The sequence below is a fragment of the Clostridium sp. genome, from assembly GCF_036642255.1.
Lineage (GTDB): Bacteria > Bacillota > Clostridia > Clostridiales > Clostridiaceae > Clostridium_J.
In genome coordinates this window covers 16,440-33,728 of sequence record NZ_JAVWDJ010000001.1, presented here as the reverse complement: position 1 = coordinate 33,728, position 17,289 = coordinate 16,440, and the positions used below count along the sequence as shown (strand labels likewise).

Genomic DNA, 17,289 nt, shown 5'->3' with positions numbered 1-17,289 from the left:
CTCATATAGATTTTCAAATATAATTCTATCAATAATTTAACAAGTCATTTGTTAGTTATTCAATATTACAGATTGGAGTAGAGTGGTATGAAAAAAATTCCTTATATATCAATTAATAATTTAACAAAAACCTTTGGAAAAGTTGTAGCAAATAATAATATGAATTTAGATATTTATGGGGGAGAAATTCATACACTCTTAGGAGAAAATGGTGCAGGGAAAAGTACTTTAATGAATATGCTATCAGGAGTTTATACTCCTGATAGTGGTTCTATATTTATTCATGGTAGTCAGGTTAAACTTTCCTCACCTAAGTGTGCAATGAATTATGGGGTAGGAATGATTCATCAACATTTTAGATTAGTTGATGAAATGAATGGATTGGAAAATATAATTTTAGGTGAAAAAAAAGGCATTTGGTTTAACCATAATAAAGAAATAAGAAAAATACAGGAACTTATTAACAAGTTCCAACTTACAATTGATATTGAAAAAAAAGTAAGAAATATGTCTATAAACGAAAAACAAAATCTTGAAATATTAAAGGTCCTATATAGAGGAGCTAAGATATTGATTTTAGATGAACCCACCACTGTTTTTACTACAGAGGACACAAAAAAACTCTTTAATATAATGAGAAGAATGAAAGAACAAGGCTGTGCAATTATTTTCATAAGCCACAAGATGGATGAGGTAATGGAAATAAGTGATAAAGTTACTGTGCTTAGAAAAGGTGAAGTTATCGAGACTTTGTGTAAAGAGAATACTAATCCTCAAACTTTAACACAACTTATGGTGGGAAAATCTGTAGAATTATTTATTGAGAGAGAAAAATTGTCCCAAGGAGAAGTAATCTTAAACATACAGGGACTTAATATAGTTAATAGCGAAAGTATTAAAGTAGTTAATAATATGAGTTTTCATCTAAGAAGTGGTGAGGTATTAGGTGTGGCAGGGATAGCCGGAAATGGACAAAAAGAGCTTTGTGAAGGTATCTCAGGAATCCAAAAGGTTAAATCAGGAACTATAACCTTACAAGGTGAAAATATAGTGGGGAAATCCCCGAGAGAAATCATGAACTGCGGAATTTCAATGAGTTTTATACCAGAAGATAGATTAGGAATGGGGCTTGTGGGAACTATGGGTATGGTAGAAAATCTTTTATTAAAAGAATATCATATGCAAAAAGGTATATTTATCAGAAAAGCCCCTATGATAGAGAAATCTAAAAATCTTTTAAAACAGTTTAAAATAAAAACTCCAAGTATATATCATCCAATAAAAAATTTATCTGGAGGAAATATACAAAAGGTTTTGGTGGGAAGAGAACTTAGCATTGAACCTAAGGTGCTTATAATGGCATATCCTGTGAGAGGATTAGATATTAATACTTGCTATAATATATATAATTTAATAAATGAGCAAAAGAAGAAAGGCACTGGAATCCTCTATTTTGGAGAAGATTTAGATGTTTTAACAAAACTCTGTGACAGAATCATGGTAATTCACAATGGCGAAATTATGGGGATTTTAAATAGTGACAACGTAAGTCGTGAAAAAATCGGAATGATGATGGTAGGGAGAAATTGCAAGGAGGAAGAAGCATGTTAAAAGTGGTGAAAAGAGGAGACGTAGAAAATAAAACTAATATTCTAATAAGAATAACTTTTATAGTGCTAGCGCTTTCTTTAGTGGCAGTATTCTTAATGCTTTTCGGATTTAATCCCCTACAAGTTTATGGGGGAATAATAAAGGGGAGTTTTGGAAACTCTTATTCAATTATAGAAACCATAGTTAAAGCAGTTCCACTGGTAATAACAGCCTTGGGTATATCCATAGCCTTTAAAATGAAATTTTGGAATATTGGAGGAGAGGGTCAAATACTTGTGGGTGCATTATTCAGTACATATATTGGACTAAACTTTAATTACCTGCCAAAATCCATACTTTTAACTTTAATGGCCATTGCAGCTATTTCAGGAGGGGGCACTTGGGCACTAATTTCCTCAATACTTAGAGAAAAATTTAATACTAATGAAACTATTATTACTTTAATGCTAAATTATATTGCTATAAAGATAGTAATTTATCTTCAGCATGGACCATGGAAGGATCCAGCAGCTATGGGATTTCCAAAGATAAAAAGCTTTTCATTTAATGCTACCTTACCCTCAATTTCTTCCTTACATATAGGGTTTATTATAGCTTTAGTATTGGTAGTTATAGTACATGTATTTTTAAATAACTCAAAGTTAGGTTATGAAATTTCAGTAATCGGAGAAAGTAGAAATACTGCAATTTATGCAGGGATAAACATAAAAAGAAGTATATATTTAGCTACATTTATTAGCGGGGCTTTATGTGGAATCGCAGGATTTGTACAAGCATCAGCAGTAAGTAGAACCTTGTCTGTGGAAGTAGCTGGAGGAGTGGGATTTACAGCCATAATTATAGCTTGGTTATCAGGCTTAAAACCTTGGGTAACTGTTATAACTTCCTTATGTTTTGCCGTATTACTACAAGGAACAGTATACATTCAAACCGCTTTTGGAATACCAGTGGCTACAGCGGAGCTACTTCAAGCCACCATATTATTTTTTGTGCTAGGATCTGAGTTTTTTATAAGGTATAAAATAAAGCTTACAAATAATGTAGATACTGTTGGTGCAATTAATGCAGCAGTAAATAAAGGGGTGGAATAGATGGATGGACTTATATCATTTTTAGCTGCAGCAGTAGTTTCAGGTACACCATTGTTATTTGCAACCCTAGGTGGAATAATGAACGAAAAGGTAGGAAATCTGAATCTTGGTATAGAGGGTATGATGCTCATGGGAGCTGTGATGGGATTTATGACAGCGGTTAAAACAAATAATGTTACAATTACTATTATAGTAGCTGCCTTAGCAGGAGCGCTAGGAGCATTAGTGTATGCTTTCTTAACAACTACTTTAAAGTCAAACCAAGTAGTAACAGGACTAACCTTAACCATATTCGGAACAGGTTTTTCTAGTATGGTAGGTAAGGGATTAATAGGGTTATCTACACCTGAAAATATTAAAGCAGCATTTTCAACCATGAAAATACCTGTGTTAGGGGATATTCCTTTTATAGGACCTATATTTTTTAATCAAGATTTATTTGTGTACTTTGGATATATAGTTACTATATTATTATTTGTTTATTTTTCTTATACTTCTTTTGGACTTAACACAAAAGCAGTAGGGGAGAACCCTTATGCTGCAGACTCAGCTAGTATAAATGTTAATTTGTATAAGTACATAAACATAATATTAGGAGGATTACTATGTGGAATCGGAGGAGCATACTTATCTTTAGTGTATGTTCCAGCTTGGCAGGAAGGTGTAACAGCAGGTAGAGGCTGGATTGCAGTGGCCCTTGTAATTTTTTCGGCATGGAAACCTCAGAGGGCAATTCTTGGTGCTTATATTTTTGGAGGTTTAGATATTCTAGGATTTAGACTTCAAGGAATTCAGGGCATAAATATATCCCAATATTTAATTGATATGATACCTTATGTAGTTACTATAATAGTTTTGGTGGTTACTTCCATGAACAAAAACAGTAAAAATAAAGCACCAGCAGCTCTGGGTATTTCTTATTTTAGAGAAGAAAGATGATTTTTAGTACATAGATTCTAGAAGTTTAAAAGTTTTATAATTAAAAATAGTAAAGCACTATGGATATTATTTGTTTTGTAATATTCATAGTGCTTTTTGTATAAAAAGTAGTGTCATTTTTATGTAAGACTCAAAGAATAGAATTAAAGGTAAAAAAACTAAATGAGTAGTTATCTTTATGTAGTAAAGAATTACTGTAAGGAGATAATAAATGTATATAATAAGATGAAATATAATGTGATAATGGTAAAATAATAAAAGGAAGCTATAATATAAAAAATATATCATAGCTTCAAGTTTAAGGGGGACTATATTTTAGATTATATGAATAGTATATTAATTTAGGGCATTTTCGTTACAAACAATATCTTAACTATGAAAAAATAAAAAGTTCTTAAGAGGATTAAAAGTGAAATGTTTTTATAAATTTGAATTAAAGGAGTGAAAAAGATGAATAATTATTATTTAGAGTTTGAAAAACATCTTATGGAGGATGAAAAACCTTCAGAGTATTTTAATGAACTTATAGATTCAGGCACATATCCTTCAAAACACCCATTTACAATGATTAGTGATTTAATTAAAACAGAACAAAATTTAGAATATCATCCGGAAGGATCAGTTTGGAACCATACTATGATGGTAGTGGATGAAGCAGCGAAAAGAAAAAATAATAGTGAAAACCCAAGAGTATTTATGTGGGCCGCACTACTTCATGATATAGGCAAGGGGCCAACTACAAAAGTCAGAAAAGGGAAAATTACTTCCTATGACCATGATGAAGTTGGTGAAAGAATGGCAAGGGAGTTTCTAGAATTCTTTGAGGAAGATAAGGAATTTGTAAATGAAGTAGCAGGACTTGTCAGATGGCATATGCAGATATTATTTGTGGTAAAGGAATTGCCGTGGCAAGATGTAGAGAAAATGAATGAGGAAACTTCTATTGATGAAATAGCCCTACTTGGAAAATGTGATAGAATGGGAAGAGGGGACATGAACAAATCTAATATTGAAAAGGAAGAAAAAAATGTTAAAATATTCTTAGAAAAAAGTAAAAAGAAGTTGAGAAATAAAGCTAGAAAATAGATACTAAAGTGAATTTAAATTAAGAACAAATTGTAAAGTTAATATTAATATAACCTTTAGTTATATTATTGGAAGGAAAGATATTTTGAAAGAAGAAATTTTAGAAGCTTTAAAAAATAACACAGAGGATTTCATCTCCGGAGAAAAGTTGAGTAAGGAATTTGGTATTAGCAGAGCTGCGATTTGGAAACATATGAAAGCCTTAAAAGAGGAAGGGTACAAAATTGAATCTGTATCTAAAAAGGGATATAGATTGGATTATGCTCCAGACTTATTAACTTATGGGGAATTTAAAACACATCTAAATACAAAGGATATAGGAAGTAATTGCATTCATTATGAAACTATAGATTCTACTAATTTATTAGCAAAAAAGCTAGCTCGGGAAGGTGCAGTTCATGGAACTATCGTCATTGCAGAAGAGCAAACTACGGGTCGTGGAAGACTAGGAAGAACATGGGTATCACCTAAATCCACAGGAATATGGATGTCTATAATTCTAAGGCCAGATATAAGTCCTTTTATGGCTTCAAAACTTACCTTAGTAGGAGCAGCAGCAGTACAGAAAGGCATGGAAAAAATGGGGATAAATTCTTACATAAAGTGGCCTAATGATATAGTTTTAAATAATAAAAAGGTTTGTGGCATTTTAACTGAAATGAGTGGAGAAATAGACAGGGTTAATTATATAATAATGGGCATTGGAATAAATGTTAATATGAATAGTTTCCCTGAGGATATTGAAAATGTTGCTACTTCTTTAAAAATAGAAACAGGTAATGAAGTAGATAGAAAATTATTATTAGCAAATATTTTAAATAAATTTGAAGTACTATATGGCTATTTTATTGAAGAAAATAACCTTAATGAAGTATTAGAGATATGTAGATTTAGGTCTATTCTCTTAGGAAAAGAGGTTAAGCTCATTAATGGAACTAATGAAAGAAGAGCAAAAGCTTTAGATCTAGATGATGAGGGTGAATTAGTAGTTCAGTATGAAGATGGAACTCTTGGAAAAGTGGTATCAGGAGAGGTATCTGTTAGAGGATTATACGGATATGTATAACTGAGAAATAATAATAAAATTCTTTAATTCTAACACTAATAGCTATAATAGTGACTAGGAAGTTTCCGTGTACAAATATTTAGCCGCAAGATAAACTGTGATAGTCCCTAAAATTCATTTTATTAATGGTTAAAGTAAACTTTTTAATAAAATAATAAAACATAAAAAAGTCAACATTCCATAAGGAGGTTGACTTTTTTTCATGTAAATAATGCTAAAATTTATTAGTAAAAATGTAAGCTTGCAAAAATATTGTCTCCACAAATTTCAAGGATTATATAGGAATACCACCTTTCTTTCCTTTTGTTTGTTGGAGAACCAGGATTAAGCATCAGTACTTTCTTTTTTGTACAGATGGAAGGTTGGTGGCTGTGGCCATAGATTATTATATCCACTTCATCATCAGAAAAAGCATGGTATGCATTATCTATAGTGGTGCTTCTCATACCATGACCATGGTATACTCCAATTTTATATTTTTCTACCTTAAGTATTTCCTTTTCTTTAGTAATTTCTCTTATGGAAGCTTTATCATTGTTTCCCCAAACCCCCAGGAATTTCTTGGTTCTTTGAAGGATGGTAACAGCTCTTATATCAGTATAATCTCCAGCATGAATTATTAAATCTGCACAGGAAAGTCTGTTTTTAATTAAAATTTCAAGTTTTTCATCATGCTTATGAATATGTGTATCAGAAATTATTGCTATCTTCAAGTTTATCACCGCCAAAATTAGTTTATTAAATGCTTGATAGGTTTAATATTTTTAATGTTTTAAAAGGACTTAATATTGTGGATTTGGAAAGGTAATTTATTTCTACCATATATACTTAAAAGTTTTTCATAATATAGCTTATTTAATGCAAGTTATTCCTGTTACAAATTATAAACTTTATTAATAAACTATATAAAATAATAGGTAAGTATAATACAATTAATCTATAAAATCATAGATACGTGGGGGACTAGAAGTGACAGAAAAAGAGACCAAGGAAAAGGTTATAGATAGAAGAGGAATAGGAACAAATAACGAAAAGAGTCTACATTCAGATATAAAAAATTTGTATAGTGATGAAAATTCAAAGGTTGAGTATAAAGTTGGAAGCTATATTATTGATGTAATCAAGGACGATGTTTTTTATGAAATACAAACAAAAAATTTTTATGCAATAGGTAGGAAGTTAAAAGAGATTACAGAAGAAAATAATAATGTAGTACTAGTGCATCCAATAGCAGTGGAAAAATATATAGTAACTTTAAATGAAGAAGGAAAAGTTATGAGCAGAAGAAAATCTCCCAAAAGGGGAATTTTAGTTGATGTTTTTGATGAACTAGTTAGTACGCCCTACTTATTAGGAAATGAAAACTTTAAATTAGAAGTGTTAATGATTGTAGAAGAGGAAATAAGAAAAAGTGATGGAAAAGGAAGTTGGAGAAGAAAAGGAATAAGCATCGTGGATAGAAAGTTAGTAAAGGTGCTTGAAAAACATACTTTTAACTCCATAGAGGATTTTCAATGCTTTTTACCAAAGGAACTACCAGAGTATTTTACCAATAAGGACTTAGCAGCAACATTAAATGTTCCAGTACATAAGGTAAGAAAAATAACTTATACACTAAAAAACGCAGAAATCATAAAAGAATGTGGAAAAAGGGGCAGAGAAATTTTATTTTGTAGATAACTTTTAGATTTTAGAAAAATTATAGAAATTTTAATAGAGGTATTAATCCATAGCATAAAATAAAAATATAAGCTTTTGCTTATATTTTTATTTTGAGTAATTTTCAGAAATTTGTAGAAATATGAAGAATACTACATTTGAAAAATATATAGTAAAAAATAGGAAGTTTCAGTATTAAACAAATGTTTAGAGAAATTATTTGGTAATAATCATTATTAATAAATGTAGAATTATTATAGGTTTTTATGTATAATATATTATATAAAACAAAGTTTAATAAAGAGTATTATACCAAAATAATATTAAGGGAAGTTTAATTTTCTTTTGAAAAGTTCATGGAAATTAACTAATTAATTATTTGAATAATATGGGTTTAAGAAGGTTTCTTCATAAGAAAATTTTAAAGTGTTTTAAAGGTAATAACTATTTTAAATAAATAGTTATGCAGGCTGAGATAAAGAATATAAGTAAGATCATATTTTGAGAAGGAGTGATTATAACATGAGTAATGAAATCCTTAACATTATAAAGGACAAGACTTTAACCTATGAGATGAAGGTACTAAATTTAGCAAGAGCTTCAGAAAATAGCTTAGATGTTTTAAATATGAGTGATAAGACGAAACAATATAGAGAAGAAGGGTTAATTTGTGACTTAAACGAAGGAGTAGCACCCTATAGGCCAAGATATATTGTTCCTAATTATGAAAAGTTTATGAAACAAGGTAGTGAATTTTTGAGATTACAGCCACCAACAAATATATGGGAAGCTGTAAATAACTTATTGATACTATATAAACATGTGCCATCAATAACTTCTTTTCCTGTATATATAGGAAATATAGATTATTTACTAGAGCCTTTTGTAAAAGATGAAAAAGAAGCATATGCAGCAGTTAAGTTCTTTTTAATGCATATAGATAGAACTATTACAGATTCTTTCTGTCATGGAAACATAGGACCTAGAGAATCAAAAGCTGGTAGAATCATACTAGAAGTAGAAAGAGAACTTCAAAATGCAACACCAAATATAACTTTAAAATATAGCGAAGAAACTAGTGATGACTTCGCTATTGAAGCTATAAAAACAGCTCTTTCTTGTGCAAAACCAAGCTTTGCAAACCATAGAATGTTTTCTAAGGAGCTTGGTGAAGACTATGGAATTGCTAGCTGCTATAATGGTTTGCATATTGGTGGAGGTAGCTACACTCTAGTTAGAATGATTTTATCAAAGGTAGCTAAAAAGGCTAAAAATCCAGAAGACTTCTTAGCCAATGTACTTCCTGATGCCATGGAAGCTATGATTGATTATATGGATAAAAGAATTAAGTTTATTGTAGAAGAAAGTAATTTCTTTGAATCAAGCTTCTTAGTCAGAGAAGGATTAATAAGTCCAGATAGATTTACTGCTATGTTTGGATTAGTAGGACTTGCAGAATGTGTAAACACTCTTTTAGGGGCTACGCAGCAAAAGGATAGATTTGGGCATAATGAAAAGGCTAATAAGCTTGGAGAAACTATAATTAAAGTTATGTATGATATAGTTGAAGCTCATAATAATCCATACTGCACTCCAACAAATGGACACTTCTTGCTTCATGCTCAAGTTGGAATAGAAACCGATTGTGAAACAAGTCCAGGATGCAGAATTCCTATTGGAGAGGAACCACAGTTACATGAGCATTTAGTTCAAAGTGCTGTATTCCATAAGTACTTCCCATCAGGAATAGGTGATATCTTTAAGTTTGATACTATGTCAAAGAATAATCCTAAATCTATTTTAGATATAATTAAGGGAGCCTTCTCCTTAGATATGAGATACTTTTCCTTATACTGTGATGATTGTGATGTTATAAGAATCACAGGATATCTAGTTAAACGTTCAGACATTGAAAAGTTAGATAGAGGAGAGCAGGTTCTACAAGATACAGTGGCATTAGGCTATGGTGCAGTTAAAAACTCAAAAATTCTTGAAAGAAAACTAAGACACAATGAGTAAAAGTGCCTTAGTAAATAAGATAATTCCCTTCAGCAATGTAGATGGGGAAGGAAATAGAACAGCTATATTTCTTCAAGGTTGTAACTATAACTGCCTATACTGCCATAACCCAGAAACCATAAATCACTGTAATAGCTGTGGGCTTTGTGTGCCTCATTGTGAATATGGAGCACTATCTAAAGTAGATGGAAAAGTAGCTTATGATATAGAAAAATGCCAAAACTGTGATAAATGTGTTGCAGTGTGCAATAGAAATAGCAGTCCTAAAATCACCCCCATGACGGTGGAGGATATTGTAAAATACTTGGAAAAGACTAGATATTTTATATCAGGAATAACGGTGTCTGGTGGAGAATGTACACTTCAAAGTGACTTTTTAACAGAGCTTTTTAGGGAAGTTAAGAAAATGGGATTAACTACCTTTGTTGATACCAATGGTTCTACTCCAATATTTAAAGATAAAGAATTCTTAGAAGTAATGGATAAGGCCATGATAGATTTAAAAGCCTATGACAGTGAAGAAAACAAGATGCTTACTGGGCTGGAGAATCACACTGTTATAGAAAATATAAAGGTATTAGGTAAGCTAGATAAGGTCTATGAAATTAGAACAGTAGTAGTTCCACAAGTTTTAGATAGCAAAAAAACTGTGGATATGGGAAGCAAGCTTCTTGCAAGCATAAACCCAAATATTATTTATAAACTCATTAAATATAGGCCCATGGGAGTTAGAGAAGCTTTAATAAAATCCACTGTACCAACTCAAGGTTATATGGAAGAACTTAAAGAAATAGCTATTTCAAATGGCTGTAAAAATGTAATAATTGTGTAAGATAAAGGCTAGAGGACGGGTTTCTCTAGCTTTTTATTTGCAATGAAAAATGAAGTTATTTAAGTAGGTTATTAAAGGCACAGTAAGCTGCTTAAGTCTAACAACTTAGAAGTCAGATTTAGATTCAATAAAATATCTTTGTGAGCAAAAGAGTCTTGTTACACCAAAGCAGTTATCATTCTCAAATATCCTTAAATAACCTTATTTATATGGCAAAGAACCATGAAGAAAACTTAGACCTATATTGTTAATCAGTGGTACAATCTATGTGTATATAAGTTACTTAAATTCAAAATAAATTAACACTGATTAATTTATTCTTTAATAAGGAGGCATCTTGGATGAAATTCATTTATCAATTAGGAATTATTTTAGCAATTACCTTTATTGGTGAGGCAATATATAGACTAATACCATTACCAATTCCAGCTAGTATCTATGGCTTACTAATAATGTTAATATGTTTAAAAAGAAAAGTTGTTAAGTTAGAAAGAGTAAAACAAGCTGGTGATTTTCTGTTAGAAACTATGCCTTTAATGTTTATACCAGCGGCAGTAGGGTTACTTACTGTTTGGGAGGAATTAACCCATATTTTATTACCAATTATCGTCATCACCTTCCTCACCACCATTATTGTTATGGTAGTAACTGGGAGGATGACACAATTTGTAATGCGCAAGGGGGACAGTGATGAAAGAGATATTATGTAATTCAGTTTATTTTGGAGTAGCCGTTAGTATATTAGGTTATATTCTTGGCATGGCAATAAAAAAGAAATTCAAGTGGAGTTTTTTAAACCCATTGCTTATCTCCATTATTTTTGTAATAACTATTTTATTAGTTTTCGATATAGACTACGAAAGTTATAATCAGGGAGCAAAATATCTCAGCTATTTTTTAACTCCTGCAACGGTTTGCTTAGCGATACCCTTATATCAGCAATTAGAGCTACTAAAGAAGAATAGTAAGGCTGTGATTATCGGCATATCAACAGGAGTGTTATCTAGTCTTGGAAGTGTATTAGGGTTGTCGTATCTATTTCAACTGACTCATGAACAGTATGTTACATTACTACCAAAATCCATTACCACAGCCATCGGCATTGGTGTATCAGCAGAATTAGGTGGAATAACCACAATTACTGTTGCTGTGATTATCGTTACTGGGATACTTGGGAATATTTTAGCAGAAGGTGTTTGTAAGTTATTTAAAATAAAAGAACCTATAGCAGTTGGATTAGCTATTGGAACAGCTTCGCATGCTATAGGAACAGCAAAGGCTCTTGAAATAGGGGAAATAGAAGGAGCAATGAGCAGTTTATCCATTGCAGTATCAGGGTTATTAACAGTGGTTTGTGCATCCTTTTTTGCCACCTTGTTTTAACATTTGTAAATGTATAGAACGGTTAACGATAGTTTAAACATCCCCACAAGCCACTAATTAGAGTAGGAATAAATACATTAGTTAGAATAGATACAAAAACTATTGTTATTGGTAAAGATACCAATTATAATTAGTATAAAATTACGGAAGGGAGGAAATATCGAGTTATTTCTAATGATTTAATATCGGTATTCCAATTCTATGAAGAAATTAATTAAAATATCCTGCAATGAGGACATTTCGTTAAAATATAAGGGTACACCAATAGAAAAACTTTTAAATTATCATAATTTAGGCTATCCTTTTAAAGAGCATGAAAAAGCAGAATTATTAATAGGAATGTGTATGGACAATAGAAAACAGCTTAAAATTCCTAATAACTTCTCATACATTCTCCGTACCGGTGGTGGAAACTTACGTTATAGTGAATTTAAAGTTTCCTATGCAATTGCAGTGGGGGGAGTAAAGGCCATAGCATTAACTGGTCATAATAATTGTGGTATGGTTAATTTAATGTCTAAAAAAGAGAGATTTATTAGTGGTCTAGTTGAAAATGCGGGATGGACCGAGGAACAAGCCAAGGAACATTTCACTAATTTTGCACCAATGTTTGAAATTGATAATGAAGTAGATTTTTTATTAAGTGAAGCAAAGCGATTGAGAACAAAGTATCCAAAGATACTTGTGGCTCCATTGTTTTATAATGTTGATGATAATCTTTTATATTTAATCAATGAAGATGAATAAGGTTTATTAGATAAGGAACATAAGAGGAACAAATTTTACAACTTGATTTCTATTACCGTGTAATATATAATTAATACTGTTGAATTTTATTAAAATTAGTAGGACAGTTCGTAAGCCTCCTGTCTTTAAATAAAACTACGGCATTGAAATCTTTAGAGTACAACCCTTTGTATATATACAAAGGCTATTACCTATGCGTTAAAGATTACAAGGCTGTCATTTATGGCAGCTTTATTTATTTGTGAAATTAACTTTATTTAGAAGTCTATTTTTAAGTTACAACTAGTTTTGGTTATGAATTACCTTTCATAGTGATAGAATGGTTCATTATGTGCAAACTAGACTAGGATAAAGGAAAGATCACCTTTATCTAATAATCAGGAAACTTAATTATAGATTTATATTAAAAAGAGTTCACGGATAATAATGCTGAAGTTGATATGTGAGGTATGGCCAACTGTTAAAGATATGTTAGGGGGAAGAAAAATGAATGATAACAACAATTTAGTTAGATTATTAAAAATGTCTCTAGTAGCAGCTATATATGTGGCTCTTACTTATGTTTTTGCTCCATTATCTTTTTTAGGGGTACAGTTTAGATTCTCTGAAGTTATGGTGCTTCTAGCATTTATAGATCCATTATATGTACCAGCACTTACAATAGGATGTTTTATTTCAAACTTCTTATTAAGTCCTATGGGAATGGTGGATGTAATAGTTGGAACTTTAGCTACTTTATTTGCTACAATTGCGATTAGTAAAACTAAAAACCTTTTCATTGCATCTCTTTGGGCAACAATATTTAACGCCTTTATGGTTGGAGCGGAACTTTATTATGTCTTAAATCTTCCATTTTGGTTATCTACACTTCAAGTAGCAGTGGGAGAATTTACAGTGGTTTCAATTGTTGGAGTTGTAATATTTAAGTACATCTTAGACAATAAAAAACTACTTGAAACTTTAAGGCTTAAAAAATATTAATAGGTTATAGAGTTATTTAAGAAGAAATTCACTCTGAAAAATATTTTTAATAACACAATATTGTGTTGGTAACAATAACTATTTGACAAGAATATATTTAAAGAATATAATATTTTATATAGAAAAATTAGTATAATTATTTAAACTTTTGTATATTATAAAAGTAATACTAAAAGTAAAAACAATGATAAGAAGAGTAGATATAAGAAGTAGTTAAAGCGAGTTGGTGAGGGTGGAAGGCCAATATGAAGCTTATATTGAAGAACATCTTTGAGTTTCTAACCGAAATCCATTGGAGAGTAGACTTAGACGGCATCATACCGTTATCCTTGAGCAGTATCGAGAACTCTCCGTACTGATAGAGCCGGTGATTCTATATCACAAATTGGGTGGTACCGCGAAATTAATACCTTTCGTCCCTTTACTTAGGGATGGAAGGTTTTTTGTTTTATAAAATAATAAAAAACTTGAAAGCCATAGCTAATAGTTTTCTAAAATAGTTAGCTAGTTTAGGTATAAAATAAATTAAATGAATAAACAAACTCAGGTTTGTAAGTAATATAGGAGGAGTTAATATGGAAAAAGTATTAGTAAAACAACTTTACAGAGAAACAGAAAAATTTGATCACAAAGAAGTGTCTATTTCTGGATGGATTAGAACTTTAAGATCTTCTAAGGCCTTTGGGTTTATTGAAGTAAATGATGGAAGCTTCTTTAAGAATGTTCAAGTAGTCTTTGAGGACAATTTAGAAAACTTTAAAGAAATAGAAAAATTAAGCATTAGTTCATCTATAACAGTAGTAGGAACAATAGTTTTAACTCCAGAGGCAAAACAATCCTTTGAAATTAAGGCTACAAAAATAACAGTAGAAGGAGAGTCTTCTAGTGATTACCCCCTTCAAAAGAAAAGACATACTTTTGAATATTTAAGAACTATTGCACACTTAAGACCAAGAAGTAATGCATTTTCAGCTGTATTTAGAGTACGTTCTTTAACAGCTTTTGCAATTCATAAGTTCTTCCAAGAAAGAGGTTTTGTGTATACACACACTCCAATTATCACAGGAAGTGACTGTGAAGGTGCTGGAGAAATGTTTAGAGTTACAACAATGGATCTAAACAACATTCCAAAAACTGAAGAAGGTAAAATTGATTACAAGGGTGATTTCTTTGGAAAAGAAACTAACCTTACAGTTAGTGGACAGTTAGCAGCAGAAGCTTACGCCTTAGCCTTTAGAAATGTTTATACCTTTGGACCGACCTTTAGAGCAGAAAACTCAAACACTCCAAGACATGCAGCAGAGTTTTGGATGATTGAACCTGAAATTGCTTTTGCAGATTTAAATGATGATATGGAGCTTGCAGAAGATATGGTTAAATATATCATTAACTATGTAATGGAAAATGCTCCAGAAGAAATGGAATTCTTCAACAGTTTTGTAGATAAAGGCTTAATTGAAAGATTAACTAATGTAGCAAATTCAGAATTTGGTAAGATAACTTATACTGAAGCTGTGGAGCTTTTAAAGAAAGCTAATAAGCAGTTCCAATATCCAGTAGAGTGGGGCTGTGACCTTCAAACTGAACATGAAAGATATATTACAGAAGAAGTATTCAAGAAGCCAGTATTTGTTACTGACTATCCAAAGGATATCAAAGCCTTCTATATGAGAATGAATGAAGATAACAAAACCGTAGCAGCTACAGATCTTTTAGTGCCAGGAGTTGGAGAACTCATTGGTGGAAGCCAAAGAGAAGAAAGACAAGAACTTCTTGAGAAGAGAATAGAGGAACTAGGACTTCACAAAGAAGATTATTGGTGGTATTTAGAGCTTAGAAAATACGGTGGAACAAAACATGCTGGTTTCGGATTAGGTTTTGAAAGAATGATCATGTATGTAACTGGTATGAGCAATATCAGAGATGTAATACCTTTCCCAAGAACTACAGGCACGGCTGAGTTCTAAGATTTAAAAAAAATAATAGTCTTTAAATGATTGAAAAATCACTTAAGGACTATTTTTATTGTTTTTTAATGTTAATTTGTTAAAAATATTTAACATAACTCATTAAAGAAACAAGGTTTATAGTATTTACTATTTAAATAATTTATAGTATAATAAAATAGGATAACAATGATAAATTAAGCTAAAATATATTGTAGTAGCCATATTAAGACGTGAGCTTATTAGAGTTACTATACATAATAAAGATTTTCTGAATTTGTTACATGCAATTTTAGAAATGAGTATAACTCTTTTCCATATAGGTTAAGAGTTTTTTATTTGTGCAAAAATAAATATATTTTTATGTTTAATTAAATAATATACTTTAAGGAGGTAATCCAATATGAAAAAAACAATCTACGAATATGTAATGATTACATTAGGACTTATATTAGTTGCAGCAGGAGTTTACTTCTTTTTAATTCCTGACGATCTAGCAGCAGGCGGAGTTACAGGACTTGCTATGGTAATTAACCATTACTTTCCCGTTTTAAATGTGGGAGCAATAATGTTAGTACTTAACGTTATTTTATTTATAATAGGGTTTATTTTTATAGGTTCAGGTTTTGGGGTGAAGACAATATATTCCAGCTTAATGCTTTCTTTTTTGATTTCTATTATGGAAATTCTATTTCCATTAGAGGGACCAATAACTGAGGATATATTTATTAATCTTATATTTGGTATTCTAGTTGGTGCTATAGGGATGGCTATAGTGTTTAATCAAAATGCTTCCACTGGTGGTACTGATATAGTTGCAAAGATTTTAAATAAATATATGCATTTGGATATTGGTAAAGGATTGTTATTGGCAGATTTAATCGTAACTCTACTAGCAATAGCTGCCTTTGGTGCAACTATTGGAATGTATTCTTTACTAGGTGTAATTATAAATGGATTTACTGTAGATTCAGCTATTCAAGGTTTAAATATAATTAAGAAGGTTGAAATAGTAAGTAGTAAAGGTGCTGAAATTAAAAACTTTATTATTAAAGAGTTAGATAGAAGTGCAACATTATATGATGCTAAGGGCGCTTACTCACTACAAAATAAGGAAGTTATTACTACGGTTTTAGGAAAAAGAGAAGTTATTAGACTTAAAAACTTTATTAAGGAAATTGATCCTAAGGCATTTATAATAACTTATAATGTTCATGAAACTTTAGGTGAGGGATTCACAGACTTAATGGAATAAAAAGATTTGGGTGGGTTAAATCTCTTCTCAAGAAGGGTTAAATAAAATGAATTTATTCATTACTTAGTAGTTCGTTTCTGCTAGGTGTATAAGTTCTATAACTCACATAAAAAAACACAAGCTATTAACAATAAAGTTAATAGCTTGTACTTTTATTAGTTATGTTCAATTATTCTTGAACTGGAGCTCCTACTGGACAAACGCTAGCACAAGCACCACACTCGATACAAGCATCTCCGTCGATTAGGTATATTCCATCTCCAGCTGTTATACAGTTAACTGGACATTCTGGTTCACAAGCTCCGCAAGATATGCAAGCATCTGCAATTTTATAAGCCATAATCAAAACCTCCTTTTTCTTAAATCAACATTATAATAACATATTTTCAAATAATAATAAAGAGATTTATCAAAATATAGAAACGATTTAGTCATGGAATAAAATGAAATAAACAGTGAAATTTATCATCAAAATACAAAAGACTTATTAGTATTTACTAAACATGTGATATTTTTAACATAGTATTTCAAAAGTTAATTCTAGGTTTAAAACAAGCAAGCTTAAAGAAAGATAACTTCTTATAATGGTGATACTGAAAAAAACGCCAATTTTTATATAAATATTTTGTTGTAGAATTAAATTTTTTAGTGGGGTAAAATAAATACTATAATTA

The 17,289-nt window shown here is 30.8% G+C and carries 16 protein-coding genes and 1 other annotated feature; of the genes, 14 read left to right on the top strand and 2 right to left on the bottom strand.

Translation table 11 applies throughout. The features are described 5' to 3' along the window. Positions 1–87: 87 nt before the first annotated feature. The 5 genes from RR409_RS00140 (at position 88) to RR409_RS00120 (ending at position 5,793) form a co-directional block, all read left to right on the top strand. Entirely contained in the window at positions 88–1,611 is a 1,524-nt protein-coding gene (locus tag RR409_RS00140) for an ABC transporter ATP-binding protein (RefSeq protein WP_332555682.1), read from the top strand. Then, the gene (locus RR409_RS00135; protein WP_332555681.1) at positions 1,605–2,702 is read left to right on the top strand and encodes an ABC transporter permease; all 1,098 of its coding nucleotides are present in this window, start codon (positions 1,605–1,607) and stop codon (positions 2,700–2,702) included. Before RR409_RS00140 ends, RR409_RS00135 begins: the two co-directional genes overlap by 7 nt. Then, positions 2,703–3,641 (top strand): ABC transporter permease, encoded by a 939-nt coding sequence (locus RR409_RS00130; RefSeq protein ID WP_332555680.1) that lies wholly within the window; start codon positions 2,703–2,705, stop codon positions 3,639–3,641. A 450-nt stretch (positions 3,642–4,091) separates the two neighbouring features. Then, positions 4,092–4,727: an HDIG domain-containing metalloprotein gene (locus RR409_RS00125; RefSeq protein WP_332555679.1), complete on the top strand. Its 636-nt coding sequence runs from the start codon at positions 4,092–4,094 to the stop codon at positions 4,725–4,727. A gap of 85 nt (positions 4,728–4,812) precedes the next feature. After that, complete coding sequence (locus tag RR409_RS00120; RefSeq protein WP_332555678.1) at positions 4,813–5,793, top strand: biotin--[acetyl-CoA-carboxylase] ligase; 981 nt, start codon at positions 4,813–4,815, stop codon at positions 5,791–5,793. Positions 5,794–6,017: 224 nt separating this feature from the next. Here RR409_RS00120 and RR409_RS00115 read toward each other — a convergent pair whose 3' ends face one another. Then, a complete protein-coding gene (locus RR409_RS00115) occupies positions 6,018–6,515 on the bottom strand; it encodes a metallophosphoesterase (protein WP_332555677.1) in 498 nt (165 codons plus the stop codon). A 247-nt stretch (positions 6,516–6,762) separates the two neighbouring features. On the opposite strand from RR409_RS00115, the gene RR409_RS00110 reads away from it, so the two are divergent. The 9 genes from RR409_RS00110 to RR409_RS00070 all read left to right on the top strand — a co-directional run bounded on the left by RR409_RS00110 (position 6,763) and on the right by RR409_RS00070 (position 16,615). Further along, on the top strand, positions 6,763–7,473 hold the full coding sequence (locus RR409_RS00110) for a hypothetical protein (RefSeq protein WP_332555676.1): 711 nt from the start codon (positions 6,763–6,765) through the stop codon (positions 7,471–7,473). Positions 7,474–7,974: 501 nt separating this feature from the next. Continuing rightward, on the top strand, positions 7,975–9,471 hold the full coding sequence (locus RR409_RS00105) for a YjjI family glycine radical enzyme (RefSeq protein WP_332555675.1): 1,497 nt from the start codon (positions 7,975–7,977) through the stop codon (positions 9,469–9,471). Next, positions 9,464–10,303: a YjjW family glycine radical enzyme activase gene (locus RR409_RS00100; protein WP_332555674.1), complete on the top strand. Its 840-nt coding sequence runs from the start codon at positions 9,464–9,466 to the stop codon at positions 10,301–10,303. Before RR409_RS00105 ends, RR409_RS00100 begins: the two co-directional genes overlap by 8 nt. A 341-nt stretch (positions 10,304–10,644) precedes the next feature. Then, entirely contained in the window at positions 10,645–11,013 is a 369-nt protein-coding gene (locus RR409_RS00095; RefSeq protein WP_332555673.1) for a CidA/LrgA family protein, read from the top strand. After that, positions 10,994–11,686, top strand: a complete 693-nt coding sequence (locus RR409_RS00090) for an LrgB family protein (protein WP_332555672.1) — start codon at positions 10,994–10,996, stop codon at positions 11,684–11,686. Before RR409_RS00095 ends, RR409_RS00090 begins: the two co-directional genes overlap by 20 nt. A 201-nt stretch (positions 11,687–11,887) precedes the next feature. Next, the gene (locus RR409_RS00085; RefSeq protein ID WP_332555671.1) at positions 11,888–12,433 is read left to right on the top strand and encodes a carbonic anhydrase; all 546 of its coding nucleotides are present in this window, start codon (positions 11,888–11,890) and stop codon (positions 12,431–12,433) included. Between the two features lie 486 nt (positions 12,434–12,919). Then, the gene (locus RR409_RS00080; protein WP_332555670.1) at positions 12,920–13,414 is read left to right on the top strand and encodes a QueT transporter family protein; all 495 of its coding nucleotides are present in this window, start codon (positions 12,920–12,922) and stop codon (positions 13,412–13,414) included. Positions 13,415–13,589: 175 nt separating this feature from the next. Continuing rightward, positions 13,590–13,838 (top strand) — a binding site (T-box leader). 151 nt (positions 13,839–13,989) lie between these two features. Next, positions 13,990–15,381: an asparagine--tRNA ligase gene (asnS, locus tag RR409_RS00075; RefSeq protein ID WP_332555669.1), complete on the top strand. Its 1,392-nt coding sequence runs from the start codon at positions 13,990–13,992 to the stop codon at positions 15,379–15,381. Between the two features lie 382 nt (positions 15,382–15,763). Beyond that, positions 15,764–16,615, top strand: coding sequence for a YitT family protein (locus RR409_RS00070; RefSeq protein WP_332555668.1), 852 nt, complete (start codon positions 15,764–15,766; stop codon positions 16,613–16,615). Positions 16,616–16,784: 169 nt separating this feature from the next. Here RR409_RS00070 and RR409_RS00065 read toward each other — a convergent pair whose 3' ends face one another. Then, positions 16,785–16,955, bottom strand: a complete 171-nt coding sequence (locus RR409_RS00065; RefSeq protein ID WP_332555667.1) for a 4Fe-4S binding protein — start codon at positions 16,953–16,955, stop codon at positions 16,785–16,787. Positions 16,956–17,289 lie beyond the last annotated feature (334 nt).